Origin of the sequence: Flavobacterium pectinovorum (assembly GCF_022802975.1) — a bacterium.
In the GTDB taxonomy this organism is placed as follows: Bacteria; Bacteroidota; Bacteroidia; order Flavobacteriales; family Flavobacteriaceae; genus Flavobacterium; species Flavobacterium pectinovorum_B.
Window position 1 is genome coordinate 449940 of sequence record NZ_JAFEVZ010000003.1, and the last position, 24262, is coordinate 474201.

General features: G+C 34.6%; 21 protein-coding genes. 7 read left to right on the top strand and 14 right to left on the bottom strand.

Annotation, left to right across the window (positions count from 1 at the left end):
- The first annotated feature begins 49 nt into the window (after nucleotides 1–49).
- The 4 genes from FLV_RS06855 (at nucleotide 50) to FLV_RS06870 (ending at nucleotide 3485) form a co-directional block, all read left to right on the top strand.
- Nucleotides 50–715 carry an SCO family protein gene (locus FLV_RS06855; protein ID WP_243232174.1) on the top strand — a complete coding sequence of 222 codons (666 nt, stop codon included), beginning with the start codon at nucleotides 50–52 and terminating at the stop codon, nucleotides 713–715.
- A 302-nt stretch (nucleotides 716–1017) separates the two neighbouring features.
- Nucleotides 1018–1257, top strand: a complete 240-nt coding sequence (locus FLV_RS06860; protein ID WP_243232176.1) for a ferrous iron transport protein A — start codon at nucleotides 1018–1020, stop codon at nucleotides 1255–1257.
- Nucleotides 1257–3356, top strand: a complete 2100-nt coding sequence (gene feoB / locus FLV_RS06865; RefSeq protein WP_243232177.1) for a ferrous iron transport protein B — start codon at nucleotides 1257–1259, stop codon at nucleotides 3354–3356. The genes FLV_RS06860 and feoB overlap by 1 nt, the downstream gene beginning before the upstream one ends.
- A 6-nt stretch (nucleotides 3357–3362) precedes the next feature.
- Entirely contained in the window at nucleotides 3363–3485 is a 123-nt protein-coding gene (locus FLV_RS06870) for a FeoB-associated Cys-rich membrane protein (protein WP_243232179.1), read from the top strand.
- Nucleotides 3486–3594: 109 nt separating this feature from the next.
- Here the strand turns inward: FLV_RS06870 and FLV_RS06875 are convergent, their stop codons facing one another.
- The 3 genes from FLV_RS06875 to FLV_RS06885 all read right to left on the bottom strand — a co-directional run bounded on the left by FLV_RS06875 (nucleotide 3595) and on the right by FLV_RS06885 (nucleotide 6270).
- Entirely contained in the window at nucleotides 3595–4248 is a 654-nt protein-coding gene (locus FLV_RS06875) for an HD domain-containing protein (protein WP_243232182.1), read from the bottom strand.
- Nucleotides 4249–4484: 236 nt separating this feature from the next.
- A complete protein-coding gene (locus FLV_RS06880) occupies nucleotides 4485–5477 on the bottom strand; it encodes an acyl-ACP desaturase (protein WP_243232185.1) in 993 nt (330 codons plus the stop codon).
- A gap of 52 nt (nucleotides 5478–5529) precedes the next feature.
- A complete protein-coding gene (locus tag FLV_RS06885) occupies nucleotides 5530–6270 on the bottom strand; it encodes a lysophospholipid acyltransferase family protein (RefSeq protein ID WP_243232188.1) in 741 nt (246 codons plus the stop codon).
- A 126-nt stretch (nucleotides 6271–6396) separates the two neighbouring features.
- Here FLV_RS06885 and rnpA point away from each other — a divergent pair, with 126 nt between their 5' ends.
- The 3 genes from rnpA to FLV_RS06900 all read left to right on the top strand — a co-directional run bounded on the left by rnpA (nucleotide 6397) and on the right by FLV_RS06900 (nucleotide 9363).
- Nucleotides 6397–6801 (top strand): ribonuclease P protein component, encoded by a 405-nt coding sequence (gene rnpA / locus FLV_RS06890; RefSeq protein WP_243232192.1) that lies wholly within the window; start codon nucleotides 6397–6399, stop codon nucleotides 6799–6801.
- A 117-nt stretch (nucleotides 6802–6918) separates the two neighbouring features.
- The gene (locus FLV_RS06895) at nucleotides 6919–8556 is read left to right on the top strand and encodes a S41 family peptidase (RefSeq protein WP_243232194.1); all 1638 of its coding nucleotides are present in this window, start codon (nucleotides 6919–6921) and stop codon (nucleotides 8554–8556) included.
- A 3-nt stretch (nucleotides 8557–8559) separates the two neighbouring features.
- Complete coding sequence (locus FLV_RS06900; protein WP_243232196.1) at nucleotides 8560–9363, top strand: OmpA family protein; 804 nt, start codon at nucleotides 8560–8562, stop codon at nucleotides 9361–9363.
- Here FLV_RS06900 and FLV_RS06905 read toward each other — a convergent pair.
- The 11 genes from FLV_RS06905 to FLV_RS06955 all read right to left on the bottom strand — a co-directional run.
- Nucleotides 9360–9806 (bottom strand): GNAT family N-acetyltransferase, encoded by a 447-nt coding sequence (locus tag FLV_RS06905; protein ID WP_243232199.1) that lies wholly within the window; start codon nucleotides 9804–9806, stop codon nucleotides 9360–9362. The two genes, FLV_RS06900 and FLV_RS06905, sit on opposite strands and share 4 nt — an antisense overlap.
- 24 nt (nucleotides 9807–9830) lie before the next feature.
- Entirely contained in the window at nucleotides 9831–10805 is a 975-nt protein-coding gene (locus FLV_RS06910) for a DUF4837 family protein (protein ID WP_243232201.1), read from the bottom strand.
- 48 nt (nucleotides 10806–10853) lie between these two features.
- Nucleotides 10854–12659: a LysM peptidoglycan-binding domain-containing protein gene (locus FLV_RS06915; RefSeq protein ID WP_243232204.1), complete on the bottom strand. Its 1806-nt coding sequence runs from the start codon at nucleotides 12657–12659 to the stop codon at nucleotides 10854–10856.
- A 111-nt stretch (nucleotides 12660–12770) separates the two neighbouring features.
- A complete protein-coding gene (locus FLV_RS06920) occupies nucleotides 12771–13958 on the bottom strand; it encodes a phosphoglycerate kinase (RefSeq protein WP_243232206.1) in 1188 nt (395 codons plus the stop codon).
- A 257-nt stretch (nucleotides 13959–14215) separates the two neighbouring features.
- On the bottom strand, nucleotides 14216–14722 hold the full coding sequence (locus tag FLV_RS06925) for a hypothetical protein (protein WP_243232208.1): 507 nt from the start codon (nucleotides 14720–14722) through the stop codon (nucleotides 14216–14218).
- 18 nt (nucleotides 14723–14740) lie between these two features.
- Nucleotides 14741–15433 (bottom strand): hypothetical protein, encoded by a 693-nt coding sequence (locus FLV_RS06930; protein WP_243232209.1) that lies wholly within the window; start codon nucleotides 15431–15433, stop codon nucleotides 14741–14743.
- Between the two features lie 26 nt (nucleotides 15434–15459).
- The gene (locus tag FLV_RS06935; RefSeq protein WP_243232210.1) at nucleotides 15460–16215 is read right to left on the bottom strand and encodes an intradiol ring-cleavage dioxygenase; all 756 of its coding nucleotides are present in this window, start codon (nucleotides 16213–16215) and stop codon (nucleotides 15460–15462) included.
- Nucleotides 16216–16383: 168 nt separating this feature from the next.
- On the bottom strand, nucleotides 16384–17073 hold the full coding sequence (locus FLV_RS06940) for a LytR/AlgR family response regulator transcription factor (RefSeq protein WP_243232211.1): 690 nt from the start codon (nucleotides 17071–17073) through the stop codon (nucleotides 16384–16386).
- On the bottom strand, nucleotides 17070–18173 hold the full coding sequence (locus tag FLV_RS06945) for a sensor histidine kinase (RefSeq protein ID WP_243232212.1): 1104 nt from the start codon (nucleotides 18171–18173) through the stop codon (nucleotides 17070–17072). Before FLV_RS06945 ends, FLV_RS06940 begins: the two co-directional genes overlap by 4 nt.
- A 146-nt stretch (nucleotides 18174–18319) precedes the next feature.
- The gene (locus FLV_RS06950) at nucleotides 18320–19282 is read right to left on the bottom strand and encodes a PorP/SprF family type IX secretion system membrane protein (RefSeq protein WP_243232213.1); all 963 of its coding nucleotides are present in this window, start codon (nucleotides 19280–19282) and stop codon (nucleotides 18320–18322) included.
- A 43-nt stretch (nucleotides 19283–19325) separates the two neighbouring features.
- A partial coding sequence (locus FLV_RS06955; protein ID WP_243232214.1) for a T9SS type B sorting domain-containing protein occupies nucleotides 19326–24262 on the bottom strand: 4937 nt, incomplete at its 5' end.

Consider the following 24262-nt stretch of genomic DNA (forward strand, 5'->3'; position numbering starts at 1 on the left):
CTAAACATTTTAAAAAGCCCTTTTTGTATTTTTACGCCAAATTTTTTTTATGAAATCGCTTCTTTACAAATACAGAAAGTTCTTTATTGTTTTAATTGTATTTTCGGCTATCACTATAACTTTATTCTACTTTGCTTTAAAACCTCAAAAAACATTGCCTATTTATAATCCGGCGGATGTAAATCAGGAATTGGTTGACAGTACCGTTCAGTATAAAAGTAAATACCATACGATCGCTGATTTTTCATTTGTAAACCAAAATGGTGACACAATAACTCAGAAGAATTACGAAGGAAAAATTTATGTTGCCGATTTCTTCTTTACAACCTGTGGATCCATCTGCCCAAAAATGACGACCAATCTGGCTGATGTTCAGAAAGCGATTTTAAATAATCCGAAAGTAATGCTGCTTTCTCACACCGTTTTTCCTGAAACTGACAGTATTCCGGTTTTAAAAGCTTATGCTATAAAACATGGAGTGGTTGACAGCAAATGGAATCTGGTTACCGGCGATAAAAAAGAGATTTATACGATGGCCAGAAAATCTTATCTGGCAGTAAAATTAGGAAGGCCGGACCAGCTTTATGATATGGTGCATACAGAGAATTTTGTTTTAGTGGATCAAAAACGTCGTGTCCGTGGATTTTATGACGGAACTGACAAAGAAGATATAAAACGTCTTTTAGAAGACATTGATTTTCTTTGTAAAGAATGAAACCATAGTTCTACATAAAATTAATGGTTAATTCAAAGTGGAAATTTTAAATAACACCTCTTTCGTACTTTTAAAAACCAATGTCATCCTGAGCGGAGTCGAAGGCTTGTAACAAAACGGGCTTCGACTTAAGTTTATCCTTAGCGAAGTCGAATGGACTCAGCTTGACACCTGCTTTAAATTGCAACATTCGACTAAAAAACCCTTATTTTTAGAAACATTTAGCATTTGTATAAGTGTTAAATACCTTTAAATAAAGAATAATTGCCTATTTTTGCAATCTAAATTCAATCTAAATAAGCTTGCAAAACACTATCCACACCCTAAAAAAAGGCGAGAAAGCCATTATCAAAGATTTTGATATCGATTTGATTCCTTTAAAATTATTAGAGATGGGTTGTTTGCCGGGCAGCTTGGTCGAATTACTTCAAATTGCTCCTTTTGGAGACCCCTTATATTTAGACATTAATGGCTCACATGTGGCCATCCGCATTGAAACGGCTCGTGAAATTGAAGTTGAACTTATCCAAAACAATTTATAATGAGCGTTCAAAATATCAATGTTGCCCTTATCGGGAATCCAAACACAGGAAAGACTTCCGTTTTTAATCAGCTTACGGGTTTAAATCAACAGGTGGGGAATTATCCCGGAATTACGGTTGAGAAAAAAATGGGTTTCTGCAAACTTCCTCACAACATCAAAGCTAACATTCTGGATTTACCGGGAACGTACAGTCTGAATGCCAGTTCAATGGACGAAAGCGTGGTGATTGAACTTTTGCTGAACAAAAACGATAAGTTATATCCGGATGTTGCAGTAGTCGTAACAGATGTTGAAAACCTGAAACGAAATTTACTGATTTACACTCAGATAAAAGATCTTGAAATTCCAACAATCTTAGTCATCAATATGTCGGATCGTATGGAACGTAAAGGAATAACTCTGGATATTCCGTATTTAGAAGAAAAACTGAAAACCAAAATTGCATTAGTGAGTTCCCGAAAAGGTTTAGGAATTGATGCATTAAAAGAACTAATTGTTTCCTATAAAACAGTTCCGCATGAACCTTGTTTAAATGCTTCAGTTATTGATAATGAGTATTTTGAAAAATTACAGCATGCTTTTCCGAATCAGTTATTATACAAATTGTGGCTGGTTATTACTCAGGATGTAAATTTTTCGAATTTGGATAGAAATGAAGTTCGAAACACTTTCACAAAATCACATTCAGAATTAAAACGTCTTCAGCAAAAAGAAACCATCAAACGTTATCAGTTTATAAATGATGTTTTGAAAGAAGGTTTAAAAGTCGATCCTTCGATAGCAAAAGACATCAGGGCAAAACTAGATCGTGTATTAACCCATAAAGTGTGGGGTTATGCGATTTTCTTTGCGATTTTATTCCTAATATTCCAATCGATATTTAGCTGGTCAACAATCCCGATGGATTTTATTGACAGCACATTTGCTTCTTTAAGCAGTTGGGTTGCCGAAGAACTGCCAAGCGGTATTTTAACCGATTTGCTTTCACAGGGAATTATTCCGGGAATTGGCGGAGTTATTATTTTCATACCGCAAATTGCTTTCCTATTCTTGTTCATTTCAATTTTAGAAGAAAGTGGTTATATGAGCCGTGTTGTATTTCTGATGGACAAAATAATGCGCCGATTCGGCCTTTCCGGAAAAAGTGTCGTGCCTTTGATTTCAGGAACAGCCTGTGCTATTCCGGCAATTATGGCTACCCGAAATATTGAAAACTGGAAAGAACGTCTGATTACCATTTTGGTTACTCCTTTTACCACTTGTTCAGCAAGATTACCGGTTTATGCGATTATCATTTCACTGGTAATTCCAAGTAAGCGTGTTTTCGGCGTTTTGAATGTTCAGGGATTAACCCTAATGGCACTTTATGTTTTAGGCTTTTTTGCAGCTATTCTATCCGCCTATATTTTAAATAAAGTTCTAAAACTGGAATCCAAAACGTATTTCGTTGTCGAAATGCCAGGTTATAAATTACCCCTTTTTAAAAACGTTGGAATCAATGTTGTGGAAAAAACCAAAGCTTTCATTGTTGGTGCCGGTAAAATCATTCTTGCCATATCTATTATTTTATGGTTTTTAGCCTCATACGGCCCCGGAAAAGATTTTAACGAAGCTGAAGCTATTGTAAAAGAAAGATTTGCAAACACAACGTTAGACAAAACTCAGTTTGAAAACGAAGTGGCTTCTCAAAAATTAGAGAATTCCTATATCGGATTAATGGGACACGCCATTGAACCGGCGATTGAACCTTTGGGCTACGACTGGAAAATTGGAATTGCCTTAATTAGTTCGTTTGCGGCTCGTGAGGTTTTCGTTGGAACTCTTGCCACCATTTACAGTGTTGGTGACAGTGAGAACGAAGCTACCATAAAAAGCAAAATGCAGGCAGAAGTTCATTCTGATACAGGAGAAAAAGTCTTTAATTTTGCCACCGGAATTTCGTTATTGCTTTTTTATGCCTTCGCTATGCAATGTGCAAGTACATTGGCTATCACAAAAAAAGAAACAAACTCGTGGAAATGGCCGGCCATGCAATTGGGCTTTATGAGTGCATTAGCCTATTTAACCGCCTTAATTGCCTATCAAATATTAAAATAATAAGTCATGATTCAGGAAATTATTGCTTTTGCCATATTAGGTTTTGCAGTTGCTTTTTTGATTAAAAAATATTTTTTTAAATCAAAGAAGAAAAAGGACTGTGGCGACGGGAATTGCGGCTGCAGTTAATTTTTATTAAACAGAGTTACTCAAATAAAAAGCACAAAGATTCGCAAAGTTATTTAAAATTCCTTTGCGAATCTTTGTGCTTATTTAGTGAATCTTTGCGAAATAAAACTTACTTAATTCCCTCCCACTCAGCATAAAACTGTGCCAGGAAACTTTCCATAAAACGGTGCCTTTCCTCAGCAAGTTGTCTTCCGGTTTGGGTATTCATTTTGTCTTTTAAAAGCAAAAGCTTTTCGTAAAAATGATTTATCGTGGGCGCATTATTCTTTTTGTACTCTTCTTTAGTCATGTTAGTTACCGGCGTAATTTCAGGATTGTGCAAAGCCCTGTTTTTAAATCCGCCATAATTGAAAGCTCTTGCTACGCCAATTGCCCCAATGGCATCCAGACGATCTGCATCCTGAACGATATCCAGTTCAACAGAAGAAAACTTCTTCTCGAAATTTCCGCCTTTATACGAGATGTTTTCAATGATTTTGACAACATGCTGAATAATGTCCTCAGAAACATTTTCAGACTCTAAAAACAAACGTGCTGTTCTGGGCCCAATGGTTTCGTCACCATTATGAAATTTACTGTCGGCAATATCATGAAGCAAGGCTCCTAATTGAACTACTGTTAAATCGCAATCGCTGCTTCCGGCAATCAATAACGCATTTTTATAAACTCTCTCGATATGAAACCAATCGTGTCCACCTTCAGCATCGTTTAATTTTTCTTTTACAAAAGCTATTGTTTTGTTTATCAAATCAGAATTATTCATATTATTTTATTGCCTATTAGTATGCTTTACTATTTTAATACTGTTATTTAAATTATCAGATTTACTTTAGAATTTAAAGTATTTTTAAAAAAAATGGAGATCTAAAATATTAAAAAATGTTGATTGTCAAAGATTTAAAAACCTCAACAATCAACATCTGTTTAGTCTGTTTTAAAAAACGCAATAAAGTTGCATTTGTAAAAATCTACAATCTAAATTCTGAAATCTAAAATTATTTACAATCTCGCCGGCTCTACCCATTTAAAAATATGAGACTCTTTTGGAATCACGATTCTCTCTGATATTTTCGCCATACGAGCCGGTAATTTCATCAAATAATCACGGGCTTTTTCTGCCTCATCTGTTAAGTTAGAAATCTTATCAATCTCCCACTTATCAATTAATTTTTGCATGATGTCAACATAATCGTTAGCAGTATAAACTCCAATACGCTGTGCAGAATCTGAAAACTGTTCGAAAGCTGTACTGATCTTTTGACCAGACTCTCTTAAGAAGTGTGCCGGCATAACGATTTTTTGTTTCATCATGTATTGAAACGCCAGCATCATTTCACTTGGATCAACCTGAAAAATTCTCGTTACAAATTCGCTATACGCATGATGATGACGCATTTCGTCACCTGCAATCATTTTACACATTTTAGACAACTTATTATCACCAAATTTTTTAGCCATCTGAGCTACTCTATTGTGCGAAACATACGTTGCTAATTCCTGAAAACTGGTATATACAAAATTCTTGTACGGATCAGATCCCGTTCCGATATCAAAGCCGTCGTTGATTAAATGCTGTGTTGTTATTTCGATTTCACGCATGTTTACACGACCGGACAAATACAAATATTTATTTAGTAAATCTCCGTGACGGTTTTCTTCACCTGTCCATTGACGGATCCATTTTGACCAGCCATTTCCACCGTTTTCGACCTGATTTACTCCTTCAACATCCATCAGCCAGGATTCGTAAGTTGGTAAAGCTTCTTCAGTAATCGTATCACCTACTAAAGTTACCCAGAAATCGTATGGTAATTCTTTGGCAATTTCACGTAGTTCTCTAACCTCCTCAAAGAAGTTATCTCCTTCAGAATTAGGCAGAAAATCTGACGGCTGCCAAATCTTTTCTACTGGAATTAAATACTGATCTACGAAGCTATCCACGTTTTTTTCCAAAAACTGCATCACTTCTAATCTAATGTTTTTTATAGACATTACTTATTTAAGATTGGGATTTTTGTTTCAATTTTTTTCTGAAATCAAAAATCTATTTATACTCGTTTACTCCTTCAACAACTGCCTTCTCGGTCAATTTCATTAACTCGGCAAAATCATAATCCTTAACGGCCATTGCTTTATGCGCGGTAAAGGTAAGATGATTTCCTAAACCAACAGGGAAAAAACCATATTTTACCATTTTCCATGAATTGTTGATGCTCACTGGCACAACATAAGCTGAAGGTGCATATTTACAAAGGATTTTTAATCCGCTTTGAGCAAATTCTTTCGGTTTTCCTGTTTTGCTTCTGGTTCCTTCAGGAAAAATCACAGCAGATCTGGTGTTTTTTTCAATATATTCAGACAAGCCTTTGATTACCGGAATCGCTTGTTTAGGGTCTTTTCGGTCAATTAGCACTGAACCTCCGTGCCGTAAATTATAAGACACACTCGGGATACCGCTGCCTAACTCCTTCTTACTTACAAATTTACAATGAAAACGTCTAAAGTACCAAATCATTGCGACGATATCATACATACTTTGGTGATTCGACACAAAAATCAAAGGAACTCCCGTGGGAATTGTCTCTCTATTTTCGATTGTATAGGTTGTTCCCACAAGATTTGTACATCTTAAAAGGAAAAAGTTCAAATAATCAACACTAACTTTATGAGCCTGATAACCAAAAACATTTAGGCAAATCCATTGTATTGGGTGAAAAACCAGCAAACACAATCCAAAACATAAATAATAAATTACGGAGATTGGATATGAAATTATTTTTTGCATGCTTAAAAAAATTAAAGGCCAAAAGTAATAAATAAATTTTTAGCGGTATAAAAATTGAAAACAATAACCGTTTTTATGGTTTAATTGTACCTTTGTCCTTTAAAATTGCAAATTTTTTCTGAATTAATGAACTTTACTTATCCTAAAAATGAACGCTTAAAGAGCAAAACCACAATTGGATTACTGTTTTCTGAGGGAAAATCGGTTTCTAAATATCCGTTGCGTTTGGTTTACTGTCTGGCGGATGAAAATTCAGAAGAAAAAATTAAAATGGGAGTTTCAGTTTCTAAAAAGTATTTCAAAAAAGCCGTAGATCGTAATTATTTCAAAAGAGTTTTAAGAGAAACCTATCGACTGAACAAACATTTACTTTGGAATAATGTGCAGCAGCCCTATTCTGTGATGTTTTTTTATCAGACAAAAGACAAATTATCTTACGAAGAAATCAATACCAAAACGATTCAGTTGTTTGAGAAATTTCTTCAGCAAATAAATAAAACTACCGATTCTGAAAACAAAACAGAATTATAAAATCCTTTGTAATCAATTCTTTTCAATATATGATATTGAGAATCGCATCAACGAATCGTCTTAATTGATGATTAATTCTTATTTTAGTACTTTATAATTTAAAGACAATTTACAAATATGACTCCTTATTTTAAAAAGAAGTTCGTTATACCAGCCGTTGCTGCAGGATTTTTATTTATTGGAACCAGTTTCAAAGATGATTTCTTTGAAATAGCCAAACAGATAGAAATTTTTACAACCCTATTCAAAGCAGTCAATACCAATTATGTCGATGAAACCAATCCGGGTGATTTGATGGATAAAGGGATTAAAAGCATGCTGGGAAGCTTGGATCCTTACACCGTTTACTTTAACGAACAGGATGTTGTAAATTTTAAAATCAATAATACCGGAGAATATACCGGAATTGGTGCCATGATAGCCCGTAAAAAAGACCGCCTGATTGTTCGTGAACCTTATAAAAATTATCCGGCGGATAAAGCAGGATTGAAAGCCGGCGACGAAATTATTCAGATTGGAGATGTTTTGATAGCTGATTTTAAGGATGATGCCTCACAATTATTAAAAGGAACAAAAAACACTAAGATCAAAATAAAATACCTTCGTCAGGATAAAACCTATACTACTGATTTAGTTTTGGATGAAGTTGATATCAAATCGGTTCCATTTTATGGAAAAATTGATGATAAAACCGGGTATATCGTTTTGGCACATTTTAGCCGAAAGGCTGCTGTCGAAGTCAAAGATGCCCTTGAAAAACTTAAAACTCAAGGAGCGACACAGATTGTTTTGGATTTAAGAGGAAATCCGGGCGGTTTATTAAACGAAGCGATTGACATTTGTAATCTGTTCGTTCCAAAAAATGAAGTAATTGTAACTACAAAATCGCGAATTGAAAAACACAATAACACCTATAAAACTACTAAAGAACCTATAGATACTCAGATTCCGCTGGCTATTTTGGTAAACGGAAAAAGTGCTTCTGCATCAGAAATTGTTTCAGGGGCTTTGCAGGATTTGGATCGTGCCGTGGTTTTAGGGAGCCGTAGTTTTGGAAAAGGTTTGGTACAACGCACAGTCGAATTAACCTATGGAACACAACTAAAGGTGACTATTTCACGTTACTATACCCCTTCGGGACGCTGTATTCAGGCATTAGATTATTCCCATAAAGACAAAAACGGAGTAGCCCAAAAAACCGATTCTAAAAATTTTAATGCTTTTAAAACCCGAAAAGGCAGAACGGTTTATGATGGCGGTGGTGTTTTACCGGATATTGAATTGGATGAAGCCAAAATGAGTCCGATTACAAATGCGTTATTAAAAAATGACGGAATTTTTGATTATGCGACAACTTACTATTATAAAAATCCAAATTTAGGAGATAAAATTCCTGTACTTACTGATACAGATTACACTGCTTTCAAACAATATTTAAAAGCCAATAAATTCACATTTGATACAGAAACAGAGATTGCACTGAAAAACACTTTGGCAGCAGCCAAAAACGAACATATAGACGAAGCAATTGTACTTGAATATAAGCAGCTATTAACTGCACTTGAAAAAAGTGAAACCACTTTATTAGACAAAAACCAAAAAGAAATTAGAAACCTGATTCTGGAAGAACTCATCAAAAGATACCAATATCAGGAAGGGTTATATCAATATTACATTAAAAACAATTCAGAAATTAAAAAAGCCGTAACCGTCTTAAACAATCAAACTGAGTATAAAACGATTTTAAAAATGTAAAAAATGAAACTTTGTAGCTCCTTATTTCTGTTATTTATTTACAATTTATCGGCGCAGCAAAACCCCATCGAAACCATTTATTTTGATTTTGACAAATACATCCTAAGCAGTCAGCAAATCAAAATCGTTACTGATTTTGCAAAAAAAATTGACACCACAAAAATAGAATCAGTACAAATTTACGGGTATTGTGATGACCGCGGAACAGATGAGTACAATTACCGCTTATCAAAAGATCGTGTCAATACCGTACAACAACTATTGGTTTCAACTGGCTTTAACAAAAGTAAAATAATCATTCTTGAAGGGAAAGGGCGTATAATAATCAGGAGCGATACCGTTGAAAATTTACACGAAACACGTACCAAAAACCGCAGGGTCGATTTGATTGCCGTTAAAAAAAACAGCTACGGAAAAGGAATCCGTAATTCATTACAAGGAGAGTTAAAAGTTGGGGATAAAGTTTTTCTGGAAAATATTTTGTTTGATATTGGAAGTTCAAAACTAACAACAGTTTCCAAAAAAGAATTGGATAAAATAGCCATCATATTGCAGAATAAAAAATCCATCCAATTTGAAATCAGAGGGCACGTTTGCTGCACTCCTGAAGTTTATACCGACGGAATTGACAACGAAACCAATGAAAGAAGGCTTTCCTGGAATCGTGCCAAAACAGTGTTTTTCTATTTGTCATCAAAAAAAATATCCAAAAGCCGTATGGCCTACCAGGGCTGCGGAAACAAATATCCACTTAAAAAAGGGGATGATTTAGACAGAAGGGTAGAGTTTTTGATAACCAGAATTTAATTTAACTGCATCTCTATATGCGGAATATCATCTTCTAAGTACATTTCGCTGGTTTGAACAAATCCGTGACTTTCGTAGAATTTCTTAAGGTATAACTGTGCTCCAATTGTAATTTTATCTTTTCCAAAATGAGACTTTATAGCAGCAATGGCTTCTCTCATTAAATCATGCCCCCATTTTCTGTCACGATAATTAGCATCTACTGCAACTCTGCCAATTGAGGCATTATCAAAACTAATCCCGGCATCAAACAAACGTACATAAGCAACGATTTTAGAGTCATATTCACCAATTAGGTGCAACCCTTTCTTGTCTTTACCGTCAATATCCAAATAAACGCAATTTTGCTCCACTACAAAGATCTCACTTCTTAGTTTCAGCAAATCATATAACTCATGAACTGTTAAAGCCTCAAAAGGCTTTATTTTCCATTTTATTTCCATTCTATTCTTAAATTCTTAGCCTGTTTATTTTTTAATGACTTTCACTGATTTTATAATAGCTTCTAATTCCAACATTAAATCACGTTCCTGGTTTGATGGCGAGTAACAAAATCCTTCAATTACCAGAATTCGGTTATAGGCTTCATCTACAATAGCATAATTAATAAAAGGTCCTGTCATAAAATCGTTTTTTAATTCCCACGTTCCTTTAGTCTCAAAAGTTTTCTTACCGTTTAAGCTTGTAATCGAGAAATAAGGTGCATAGTCTTCGCCTGTAATCATTTGAGTCCCCGGTTCCCGTCCTTTGATATAATGCCCAACCGAATCACGCATTCGAACAATGTTACCAACAACATTCTGGCTTTTCGTTAGTCTGTTTAATGGAATCTGATAAATCAGCAGACTTGTGTTACCGCTAATAATTTCCTTTTTAAGCCAGATGAAGTTTCTTTTATGCAGCATGTATTCATATCCTTTTGGGATTTGCAAATCGATATGGAATTTGTTTTTGATAATGGCAGGATTCAAAAGTGATTTGCTGTTATCCAGCTGCAGTTTTTTAATTTCTGTCTGACGAATTGCCTTAATAATTTCAGGCGAATTCATTTCGATACTGCAAATTATATCTTCAATTGATTTTCCGTAAATTCGAAAAGTATTGTGTGGTAAAGTTTTAATATTGGTTTTAACCTCAAATTTGTCTGTAGCAGATTTTTTTACCACAATAATACTTCGACTATCGGTTACAAAACCTTCAAGCAGTTTGGCCGGATATTGGTTGATTGTAAACAAAGGTTCTTCTTGTGTAAGACCCAAAACCGGTGAAGCAAATTTATTTCGAATGCTGTCACCTACTTCGCCATACCACAACTGGTCGTCAATAATTATAGAAATAGTATTGGTTTTTCCGGGCTTTTGCTCGGTATTATTTTCGTTTTTCTGAAAACAGGATGTCAGCAAAACAGAAAACAGCAGAAACAAAAAATGGGTTTTATTCATTTTTATAATTTTAAAGAATAAAACCCAAATTTAGGTAAGATATTTTTATTATCCGTTTATTTTAAGCTTCATTCCCGGTTTTATATCCTCATCTTTAATTCCGTTCCATTTTTTAATGTCTGAAATGGTCACGCCTGGATATTTTTTTGAAATACTATATAATGAATCTCCTTTTTTAACATAATAGTCTTCTCCAATAGTTTTTGCAGAAGCTGCTTTTTTCTTGAATGAATCAACAGAATTAGATGCTACAGCTGTTGGTTCAACAATAGTATTTTCTTTTTTAGAAACAACTAAGGTTTTACCTAATGCCAGATTATTTGATGTCAGGCTGTTCCATTCTTTTAATTCTGCTAATGTTATGCCGAATTTTTTAGCAATATTACCCAGATTGTCACCGGTTTTTACAACGTATTCTACCTCAACTTCATTTTTGTCTGATACTTCGGCAGAAGCTATTGCAGATTCTGTTGGCTTTTTAATTATTTCCTGAGAAGTTTTTGAAACTAATTCCTTAGGTTTTAATTTTAATGACCTGCCTAATACCAATGCATTGCTATTAAGGTTGTTCCATTCTTTAATATCTGTAACAGAAACATCATATTTTTTAGCAATAGAACTTAAATTATCCCCTTTTTGAACGATATAGGATTCGAGATCTAAAGGTTCAGGAACTTTTATTTGTTTTGCTTTTTCTTTAGGAGTTACTTTCTGTGCAAGACGAGTAGGCATTTTATAAATACCGGAATCATATTTTGCGTAAGCATAAATTTTATCCTCATTGTTTACAAAAGTGGCGATTTTGTCTTTTGGCAAGCGTAAAAAATGTTGTTCATCCTGATAAAAAGGCACAACTTTTAACTTGTATGAAGGATTTAGAAGTTCAATTTGCGATTGAGGCATGTCCAGCAAATCAGCAATTTGTTTAAATGACATTTGACTTTTAATACAAATTGTATCTGTTTCAAAGTTTTTTACAACAGCCCTTTCAGGATTAATTCCGTGTTCTTTATGGTATTCAAAAAGATACATGGTGGCTAAAAAAGCGGGGACATATCCTTGTGTTTCTCTTGGAAGATGATTTCGGATATCCCAGTATTTTGTTTTTCCGCCGGAACGACGAATTGCTTTGGTGACATTTCCGGGACCTGAGTTATATGAAGCCAATACGAGTTCCCAATCACCAAAAATACTGAACATTTTGGTCATGTATTCAGATGCTGCTGCGGTTGCTTTAAGCGGATCGCTGCGTTCATCAATATAGGAATCAATTTTAAGATCGTATTGTTTTCCTGTGCCGTACATGAACTGCCAAAGTCCTGTGGCGCCCATTCTAGAAACTGCTTTAGGATTTAAAGCAGATTCTACAACGGCTAAATATTTAATTTCTAAAGGAACATTTTGTTTGGCAAAAGCATCCTCAAAAATTGGGAAATAATATTCTGACAAAGCCATTAACCGTGAAAATGATTTTTTACGATTTTTAAGAAATGACTTTATTATGTTCTCTAATCCCTGATTGTATTCTATTTCAAAAGGCGACTTTTCATTCATTGCCTGAAGACGCTGTTTTAGCAATTCAGTAGGCAGTTCCTGATCTACAGTCACATCTTTATTGATTGTCTGTATATCCTTAGTTAAATCCTCATAAATATCAAGACTTGTCAATTCATTCATCCAAAGGCTGTCTACACGAATAGCCAAATCATTTTTTACAAACGAATTTTTTACTGAATCTAAGTACGAAATCTTTACTTCCGGCTTAATTTCAATATCTGATTTTGCTACATCTTGTGCAAAAACAGTTATAGAAAACAAAACAGAAAGAGCTAAGGAAATTTTTCTTATAATCATACAACATTTATTTAAAATTCTATAATTCAAACAATTACAGAAGTGGTATTTTTACAAACTTAAGCAGAATAAGCGTAAAAAACGTTAAAAAAAATGTTAATTGTTATATTTTTAATCTAAAATAGCTGCAATACCAGGTAAAACTCTTCCTTCTAACATCTCAAGCATTGCTCCGCCACCGGTAGATACATAACTCACTTTGTCTTCAAAACCAAATTGTTTTACAGCTGCTACAGAGTCACCTCCTCCAACAAGTGAGAACGCTCCATTTGCAGTAGCTTCAGCAATATAATCACCTAAAGCGATAGTTCCTTTTGAAAACGTTTCCATTTCAAAAACACCAAGAGGACCATTCCATAAAATCGTTTTAGATTCTAAAATTACTTTTTTGAAGTTTTCCAAAGATTTAGGACCTGCATCCAAACCTTGCCATCCATCAGGAATTGCAGTTACATCTACAACCTGTGTATTTGCAGTGTTAGAAAAGTCATCAGCAGCAATTACATCCACCGGAATGTGAATCTGAACTCCTTTTTCTTTTGCTAATCTTAAAATTTCAAGAGCTAATTCCTGTTTGTCATCTTCGCAGATAGACTCACCAATTTTTCCTCCTTGCGCTTTAACGAAAGTAAAGGTCATACCTCCACCAATAATCATGTGATCTACTTTATCCAAAATATTTTCGATAACGGTGATTTTAGAAGAAACTTTAGAACCTCCTAAAACGGCAACTACAGGTTTTTCGCTGTTATTCAATACTTTATTTAAGCTTTCGATTTCTTTTGCTAATAAGGTTCCGAAACATTTTTCAGTTGGGAAAAATTGTGCAATAATAGTTGTAGAAGCATGTGCTCTGTGAGCTGTTCCAAAAGCATCATTTACATAAATATCTCCAAGTGACGCTAATTCTTTTGCGAAAGCAACATCTCCTGCCTCTTCTTCAGCATGAAAACGAAGATTTTCCAACAATAAAACTTCTCCCGGTTTTAAGTTTTTAGCAGCAGTCTGAGCCGGTTCACCAATACAGTTTTCAGCAAACTGAACAGTCACTCCTAAAATTTCAGAAGCTGTTTTTAAAATATGTTTCAATGAATATTTTTCTTCAGCCCCTTTTGGTCTTCCCAAGTGTGACATCAAAATTACGCTTCCGCCCTGAGCCAGAATTGCATCAATAGTTGGTTTTGCAGCTTCAATACGTGTAGCATCTGTTACATTGAAATTTTCATCCAATGGCACATTAAAATCAACACGGATAATTGCTTTTTTATTTTTAAAATCGAAATCGTTTAGAGTTTTCATTTGATAATTATTTTATGGTTTTTTTGAAAGAAAAACAAATATAGAACTTTTAAGGTTCTTATAAATTCGGATAAACCAAAAAACCGATAATTTAAAGAACGAAATCGTTATAATTTCACAAATAAATTTCATTATTAAATATTAAACACAAATTTAGATGACGAAAAACTGACATAACTTCAAAAAAAAGCCTTCTTTATCAACTATCAGGATAAAAAAGGCGAAAACAATAGTGGTATTTGTTTTTCGAAATACTATTAATCTTCCTTTTGAATGTAACAGACAGATAAACGTGGCTGTACAGGGAACATGATTGTTTCGTATGCGTTTGTATTTTCAGTGTTTTTAGAAACGACATAATTGCCCTCTATAATTCCGAAATAACTTAACAACGGAGAATAAAATGTAATGCCTATTTTATGTTTCGACTGATCTGTGATATCCGTATTTACAATATCAAGCTGGTAATTGATGAACGGGAAATATTGATTGCCCAACACATCTGAAACCCTGTGAAAATCACCTTTTAATTGTTTGACGTATCCATCAGCAGCAATTCCGACCAAAAAATGCAATTGAACTGCTTTTTCATTTTCAGATAATAATTCCCTAAACGTATTTTTAGGATTTTCTGTCGAATTAAATTGCTGGCTCTGCATTTGATATTCCCTGAAAGTATCTTCAAAAACATATTTGTCCCAGATTATGGTTGAAGAATTATCGATAATAATACGATAGGCCAGTCTTATTTTTGATATTTTCATAAGCTTTTATTCAACAATTCATTTTAAGGCAACTTCAAAAACTAATAAAACAGCATTTTCAGACAATGCTTCCCATTCTATTACTTCTGCTTTCTTTAAACTCAAACCATCCTTAGCTTCCAGAAGTCGGTCTTCAACTTCAAAAGCACCGTTAACTACAAATACGAAAACACCATTATTAGGATTTCTTAAAGTATAAAAACCTTCTTTTCTTCCATCATAAACACCAATAAAACAAAGTGTTTCTTCAATTTCAATCAATCGAATTAACTTATTTCTGATAGCCAAATCAATTTCCGATTTCTGAAAATGATTTTTAAAACAAGAGGCTTCTGTTTGGAAATGAATAGTAAGAAAACTCACATTTTCATTTTCGTACGGATTAAAAATTTCCACAGTCATTTCGTCATCTGCAGCAATTACCCGAATTTGCTCAACTCTTAAAAACTCAGCATTACCAAGATTGTCCTTGTACTCTATTCCGCCAAATAAGGGTAAAATAATCACATTCGTCTTTGCTTTTACAACTCTGGAAATACAATGCTGGGGAGCCAATATTTCTTCGTTTAAAATCTGTAACGAGCCAAACGGTATTCTGGACAAATCCTGATACCGGTCAAAATTAAAAGTAGCAAAACAGTTGTATTTTTCTGACTTGAAAACACCTCTGGTTTCTGACTTATAAATCTGCGCTGGAATTTGCTTAATCATTTTGAAAATATATTATTTACTGAACTTTAACTTGCCACATTAATGGTATGTTTGAGTACAAAACCTTCGGCGACACTGCCTGTAACTGTTGCCAATTCGTTTGCAACAGAATCTGAAAACACAGTATCCGAAGCATTATACGTATAACCCGACAAACCTTTTGTATAGCCATTGGCTGTTGATCCGTTTACTAAAGTCACTGCACTGCCTGAACCTTCTGGAAAAGCAATTTGTGTAACCAGTAATGAAGTTCCGCTTGCGTTGTATATATGAACATGTATATGCGTTGCCCTGCCAGAATACCAACCCGGAAATATAGAGGTAAAAGTTACTAACCCATTATCATCTGTAGTTTGCCTTCCTCTTAAAAAATGTACAGAAGTATAATTTACAGATTGCATGCCTGTACCTCCATACTCAGAATAATAACCATCTTTGTCACAATGCCAGATATCGACAATAGCACCTTTTAAAGCGGCACAGCTTGCTTTTGTGTTTTTTATGGTAATATTAATCGTAAAACCTACACCGGTTCTGTCCATGACAATATTTGATTTTACCAGAGAAGATGGTGAAATGGTCGGAAATGGACCCGCAGTTTCAGACGGAGTTACAGAACAAGTCCCTGAAGAACCTGAGTCTGACCCTGTATCTGTGGCCGTGTCAGTATCGGTTGACGTTTCTGAAGAATCGTCATCTTTGCTACAAGCGTTCAGAATTGGAATAGCCAAAGTACCTATTCCTACTAAACCTAAACCTTTTAAAAAATCTTTTCTTTCCATAATTTCTTGGTTTTAATGTTTTATCAATTAAATGATTAACAGTAATTCTCAAGTAAAATTATTCGAAATTATAGTGTTGGAAAAAGTTTGAGGTAATCAACAATAATTATGAGGTAAACAAAGGAAAAAAATGAATTTGTAGTAAATTTATTTCAGATTTAAGAAGGTTTATTTTTGATTCAAAAGTTCAAAAAAAGCAGTTTCATAACTTGTACTAATTGGTATTTCAGCCTGATCGATATGAATAATTTTATTTCTGATTTTTTCTATTTTAAAAATCGGAATAATAAACGAGCGATGAACACGAACAAATTCGGTTTCAGGTAGTTTTTGAAGTATGGCTTTTAGAGTCATTCTCGCCACAACCGTTTTTTGGTTTTGAATGTGAATTTTGAGATAATCATCTAAACCTTCGATGTATAAAATATCCGAAAAAAGGATTTTTATCAGGCTATAATCGGCACGGATAAAAAGATGCTGCTGTTCTAAGTTCTGATTTTGCGTTTTCCATTGCTGAAGCGCTTTTTCAACGGCTTGCTGAAAACGGGAAAACGAAATGGGTTTTAAAAGATAATCTGTAGCACTTAATGTAAAACCTTCTACCGCATATTCTGAATAAGCCGTTGTAAAAATTACCATTGTTTTGTGGGGCAATTTTTTATAGAAGTCTAATCCTGAAATGGATGGCATATTAATATCCAAAAACAACAAATCGACCGGATATTTTTTAAGATATTTAAATGCTTCATCAGATTTCGTAAACGTTTTTTGCAGATCGACATACTCGATTTCTGCACATAAGCTTTGCAGAATTTCTAATGCCAAAGGTTCGTCATCTAATGCTATTGCTTTTATCATCCTACTTCGATGGTTAGATTAACAATGTATTTGTCATGAGTATCTTCAATTTTTAACTGATGTTTATTTGGATATAATAACGTTAGTCTTTCAATTGTATTTTGCAGCCCGATCCCTGTTTCTGATTGAATAGAAAATGTTTTTTTATTAGAAACCATCAATATTAATTCTTTTTCATGGATATCAATATAAATACAAATTTCGGAGGTTTGATCCGGATTAACACCATGTTTGAAAGCGTTTTCAATAAATGAAATCAAAATGAGCGGTGTAATTGCTTTACCAAAAGGAGTTCCTTTAAGCTGATAATCGACATTTACAGTATTTCCGAGACGTGTTTTTTGCAGCGAAATAAAATTACTGATGTAATTGATTTCTTTTCCCAGATCGATTACTTCATCATTAGCATTCGTGATGATATACCGCATTAATTCAGACAACTGTATCACGGCATCAGGAGTTTTGTCATCTTTTTTTAAAGCCAGGGCATAAATACTATTTAGCGTATTAAACAAAAAATGCGGATTAATCTGCGCCTTTAGAAAAGCCAGTTCTGACTTCATTTTTTCTTTCTCTACATTTTGCAATCGGCCGGAAATAGCAAACAATAAACTTGAAATTACTCCAAGCAAATAGACCAAAGCTGTATGTCCGTATTGAGTTGGAGGTCCGCCCATAGTATCAAAAGATATTGGTCCCGGGGGCATGTTTCTAAAATTCGGAGGAGGTTTCATTCCGTCTTTAAAAGGTTCCGGATGATTTAAAAAAGGTTTTGGATGGTTTCTAAAATCAAGAAAATTATGATCCGGGTGATCCAGAAATCCAGAAATCCAAAGAAAAAATAAAAGAAAACAAGCAATCATTATAAAATATAATAATTGCTTGCTTTGAAAATAATATCGTGGAATTAAATAATAGTAGTTAAAGTAAAAGAAACACAATAAACTAAAATAGATAAAAAAATAAATTCGGTCGTGTACGTTAGAGTACAAATCAGGCCATGCAAATATTGTTTTGGCCGATGTAAATGCATAAGGCAAAAATAAAAAAGCCAGGCATATACACAAATGCAGGGCATAAAACGAAAGCTTTGTTTTCATAAATCCGATAGATTTATTCAAATTTAATGATCCTGATGGTTTCTATCAAATTATTGAGGTAAAACCAGCGAATTCTGCGATTCGTTTTGATAATTGCTAAAAAGGCTTTAAAACAATTTTGTTCTAAAGCCTTTATAACAAATTCATTAATAATGAACCGGACTATCCGTACAAGGACAACTGCTTAACGCCTGAAGGAAATCGAATCCAAGAGTTACAACATGCGTTCCTGAATTGTAGTAGCCTAAATCATTAAACATTATCTGATAGGAATATCCAAAATAAATTTTAGACTTCATAAAACCAGCCATTGGACCAACCGACAAAGGTTTTGCAAACTGATCGTTCAGCATACGATATGAAACTCCTACCCAATAGTATTCTTCGTAACGGTTGTAACGTCTGTATTTAAAATTAAAATCAGTCGCTGAACGTTTATCATTAGCAAAATACTGGTAAAATACTGATGGTTCATATTCTATACGGCTGTTCTCTCCATCACTGAATGTAAAACCTGAAAATATTTGATAATTGGACAGCAAATCAGGTTCGCCGGCTCTCTCAACATCAATCTTTTTCTTTAAAACGTTATTGGCATTAAAACTGAAAAAAAAGTTTTTATTACGATATAAAGCACTGATATCAAAGTTATTGTTTGCTGTTGCACGATTACCATTAATACCTTGATCTCCATCCATGTATTTTTTACTATCAAGATCTATCTTGAAAGTGTTAATGTTATAAGAGATTCCAAAAGATAAATACTGTTTAGAATAATAATCTAAAATAATGTGATGTGCAAACGAAACCTTAGCACCAGTTTGTTTCGTATCTCCATTACTATCGTTGTAAAGAGAAATACCAACTCCTGATCGATCCAAAAGTCTAAAATCTACATAAGCAGATTGATTTTCGGGTGCATCTTTAATACCAACCCACTGAGTCAATCCGTTAACCCTGATTCTAACATTATCACCAATACCGGCATAGGCGGGTGAAAGCACAAAAGGGTTGTCTGCCAAATACTGCGTAAATACCGGTAGGTTTAACTCTTGGCTGTAACCTGATGTTACAGCCATGAGTACTAAGGATACTATTAATTTTTTCATTGTAATAATTTTTTTAGACAACATCATAGGGGCTATTATTTTGTTATCTGTATAAAGTGAAATGTCCAACAAACTCTCTATCATCTTTCTTGTCATTTAGTTTAAGAACATACCAGTAATCACCTGTTGGTAACTCCTCGCCATTGTATTTACCATCCCATGTTTGTCCATAACGATATTTTGCAATCGCACGACCGTATCTGTCGAAAATCGAGAATTCAAGATTGTTGTAAATATTGGTACAACCAGGACCCCACTCATCAAACTGACCGTCACCATTTGGTGTAAAGATATCCGGGATACAAACATCAAAATAAATCATAGGCACGATTAATTCAAATGTACAACCATTTTGATCTCTAACTATTACTTTATAATCTGCGGTTTTGTAGATTTTGTATTTGTTAGAAGGTGTAAAATCCTCACCATTGAAACTATACTCATAAGCTGGTGATCCACCTGAAGCTGTAACCGAAATTATATTCATTTCCGGTTGTCCTGCAGATAATGCCAGAGTTAACGGAGCAATAGCTTTAATATCAAAATTAGTGTCTACAGTACATCCGTTAGTGTGTCTTACTGTTACTGTGTGTGTACCATGAGCAAGATTTGTAAAGATTTTATCATCCACGAATGTTCCTCCGTCAAGACTATAATCAATTTGAGTATGGTCGTCATAACCCGGATCAATTGTAACCCTGTTTGCGTTTGCATTATTCACACAATCATAAGTTACCACATTGGTTGGGTTAAGTTCAACAGCTTCGTCCATAGCAACCGGAAGTTCATAATCACAACCATTGGCATCTAAGATATAAACTGTATGATTACCTCCTGATAAGTTTTCAAAAGTATGTTCTACTCCTGTAACACTGTCATAAGTACCATCAATAAGAGTGAAAGGACCTTTTCTCACATCAAGACTATAGCTATATGGAGCATTAGCACCTTTTATTACTATACTAAACTGACCGTTTTTCTCTCCTTTACATTGTTCTGGCAACGTTGTATCAGGAATAACAGCTGAATATAAAGGTGTTGGCTCATTAATCGTGAACGTGATTGGATGGTTACAACCTGTCGCTTCATCAAAAACATTTACCTCGTAATCTCCATGTTCTAAATTAGAGAAAACATTTGCATCTTGATACCTATTAGAGTCAGGAGAAATTGAATATTTAACTTTTCCTGATCCTCCAGTTGTTGTAATAACAACTTTTCCATCTTTGCTTCCATAACAAGTTATGTCTGTTTTAAAAGGTGTACTTGCAAAAGCATCAGTTGGTTCAGTAATTGTAATAACAGCTGAGTCATCTGAACAATCATCTCCACTAACAACGTGAACTATATAGTTTCCTGCAGCTAAATGTTCAAAATTACCATCTGCTTTTGGTCCCTGAACGACTGTAGTTGTTCCACTAATTAATAAAGTGTAACGATAATCACCTAAACTACCTGTAGCTGACGCTACAATTACACCTGTTGCATCACCTTTACAGTTGATAACAGCATTTTGAACGTCTACATTAATATCAAGTTCTGGAAGTTCCGGAACATTAATATGTGTAGCAATACTAATACATCCATTATCATCTTTAACATAATACTTATGTTCCCCGGGAAGTACATTGAAAGTTGCCGGAATTGCAGCCGTAAATGTTCCTGATATAGTTGCAAAATTAGCATCTGTACTATAAGTATAAGGTCCTGTTCCTCCTGTTGCGCTCAACGTTAAAGTATCCTGAGTTAAACAAGTAGCGTTACGAGAACGAGCTAATAATGGTGTTACAATAGTTGGTTCTGCAATTGTTATTTCAGCAGAAGTACGACTACAAGTAAATCCATCAGTAACTGTAATACTATAAGTTCCTGCTCCTAATCCTGAGAAGCTTGGTGAAACTTGCGGACCTGAAGAAATTATTTCCGTAGGTGATATTATTCTATTCAAAGTATAACTATAATTTATACCATCTCCACCTGTTACATTAGTTGCTGTGATTGTAGCACTAGTATCTCCATAACATGGTACGATAGTCATATCCGGAACAGCAGTTACTGTAATTTGTTCAGGAATATCTAATGGTACATTAACACTTACAATACAACCTTTTGTATCTCTAACACGGATTGTGTATAATTCAGCAGTTAAATTTGTATAATTACGAGTGTCAGACCAAACTGAAACTACTCCTGTACGGTTTTCTAACTGGAACTCATATCCATCTGACCATCCGCCAGTTGCTGATACAGAAATACTTCCGTCATTATTACCCGGAATACAAGTAATAGCAGTATGTGTTTCTGAAATCCTCAATGCTGCATCAGGCTGTCCAATTGTGAATGTAGTAGTCACTGTACAGAATGGACGACCACTTAATATAGCAGAAACTTTATAATCTCCAGCCGTTAAACCTGATAGGTTTAGTGGTCCTGCTGTTGTAGAAGTTCCTGAACTCGGTACCGGTCCTGATACTGTATAAGTAAAGGCACCTGCTTCATCCGGATTAGCTATATTATCAATTAAGGTAATTGTAACCGCTCCTTCATTCGAACCATAACAAACTACATCGCTATTTTTCACTGCTTTTAGATCGAAAGTATTTGGTTCATTAACATAATGAGCTTTTTGAATACTACATCCAGTTGCCGGATTTAGTGCTGTAATAATATATTGTCCAACTCCTAAACCTGTAAAGTTACCAGTTGAATTAGAAGGGAATGTAGTTACACTACTCACATCTGTTAAAGTATATTGAATACCTGCTATCGCTGTTCCGGAAGCATCAACAGCAGTAGCTGTGATCTCTTCAGAATTAGTACATGTAATGGCTGTTTTAACCACATTTATTTTATCTAAAGCAAGATATTGATCAATTGGTATAAGAGTAGCATAAGTACCCATACAACCATTACTGTCATAAACATTTACAGTATAACTTCCACCTGATAAGTCATATTCAGTATAGGTGTTTGAAGTACCTTTTTGAACCGGAATCGGATTGCCTGCTTTAATAAATTCATAAACCGTATAAGTTCCTGAACCACCTGATACTCCAGTTAAAGGATCAACAGTAATTGTTGCAAAGTTAGATATATTGCCTGTAGTACAAACAAATTGTGAAACAGCAACATTATTTACAACTACCTGACCTGGTTCTATAACCTGAATTCTTTCAGTTGCTGTACATCCTCTTTCAGATCTTACTACTACAGTATAATTTCCAACTGTTAATCCAGTGAATACAGGTGAATCTTGTGGAGTACCTCCATTCAGACTATACGTATATTTTGGATTATCATTTATACCTGCTGCCGGAGTATCCATAGTTGCGGTAATTGTACCGTTATTTCCTCCGTAACAAGTAATTGGTGTGGCACTTAAAGCAAATCCTGTAATTTCAGTAGCCTTTTTTAAATTAATTGTTACAAATACTTCACATAAAGTAGTCGTATCATGCACACCTATAATATGAGATCCTGAAGAAACTCCTGTTAAAGGTGTTGCTGCACCAAAAGTACCACCGTCAATATTATAAATATAGTTTCCTGAGCCACCTGTTGTTGCCACAGCTACAACACCGTCATCATCTGTACAAGAAGGAGAAGCCGTAACTGTTGGTGTAAGGATTAATGGTTCTCTAATAGTAACCTGAGTAACAGCTGAAGAACAACCATTAGCATCTTTTACCGTTACATTATAGGTACCTGGAGCATTAACAGTTATAACATTGTTTGAATCAAAACTCACACCATCAACACTATATAATAATGCAGTGTTGAATCCGCTTGCTGTAACAGTAATATTATAAGTGCCTAATGCACTTGGACATTCTGTCGCTACTGCGTTGGCAATCGTTGGGTTTACATCCACACGTATCAACTGAGTGTTGGTAGCAGGACAATTATTGCTGTCTACTACATATACAATCCAGTTTACATCTGCACCGTTGTTTGTATCTACAATTAACTGGTTACTTGTAGAATAACTAGTTGGTGCCGAATCAGTAGCTCTTGCTACAGCATATCTGTAAGAACCTGTTCCTCCGGTAGCTGTAATAGTAATCGTAGCGTTATCATCGTTACAATTGATGTTTGTTGCAATTGAAGTTGAAATTAAGGCAACAGCTGGTTCAGAAATTGTGAAATTCACTTGATCTGAACAGCCAGAAACATTATCTGTAATTGTGAAAACATAATTACCCTGAGGTAAATTAGTATAACTAAATACATCACCGTTGTGGATCATTGTTCCTGCATTTGGAGACAATGAAGGAGTATAACTTCCTGCTGTAATGTAATTTGCTATTGTTAAATTCACAGCACCTGTGCTATCTCCTTTACAATATACATCATTTAATATTTGAGATGTAACTGATATTTTATCAGCTTCTTCAACTATAATTCTTTTAGTTGTACTACAACCATTATTGTCAGTTACTTTAATAACGTAAGTGTCAGCAACCAAATTATCAAAATGATCTGTACCGCTTGGAGCAGTCACAGCTGAAGCAGGCCAAATAATTTCGTATGTAAATGGTGCTGCACCTCCTGCTACTGCATTTACAGTTACTGTTGCTACATTTCCTGTAGTATTACAATAAATCGCTGTAGCTGATAAATCCATATCTGTTGGTGGTAAATATGGTGCAACAGCAGTTATACCAGTTGTACGGCAACCATTAGCATCAAGAACTACATAATTAATAGTTTGTGCAGTATTTACAGTAAATGAATCTGAAGTCTGGAAAGTACTTCCTCCATTAAAACTATAACTATATAACCCTGTACCTCCACTTGCATTAATTGTCACAATTGCGTCTTTAGCTGCATTTGTATTGTCACAGCCAAATGGTGTTACAGCTGCTGTAGCCAATAAGGCGGATGGCTCATTAATCGTTACTCCAACTGGCAATGAAACACATCCTTTAGAATCTGTAACCACAACCGAATACGATCCTGCTCTTAAGTCTGTATAAATTC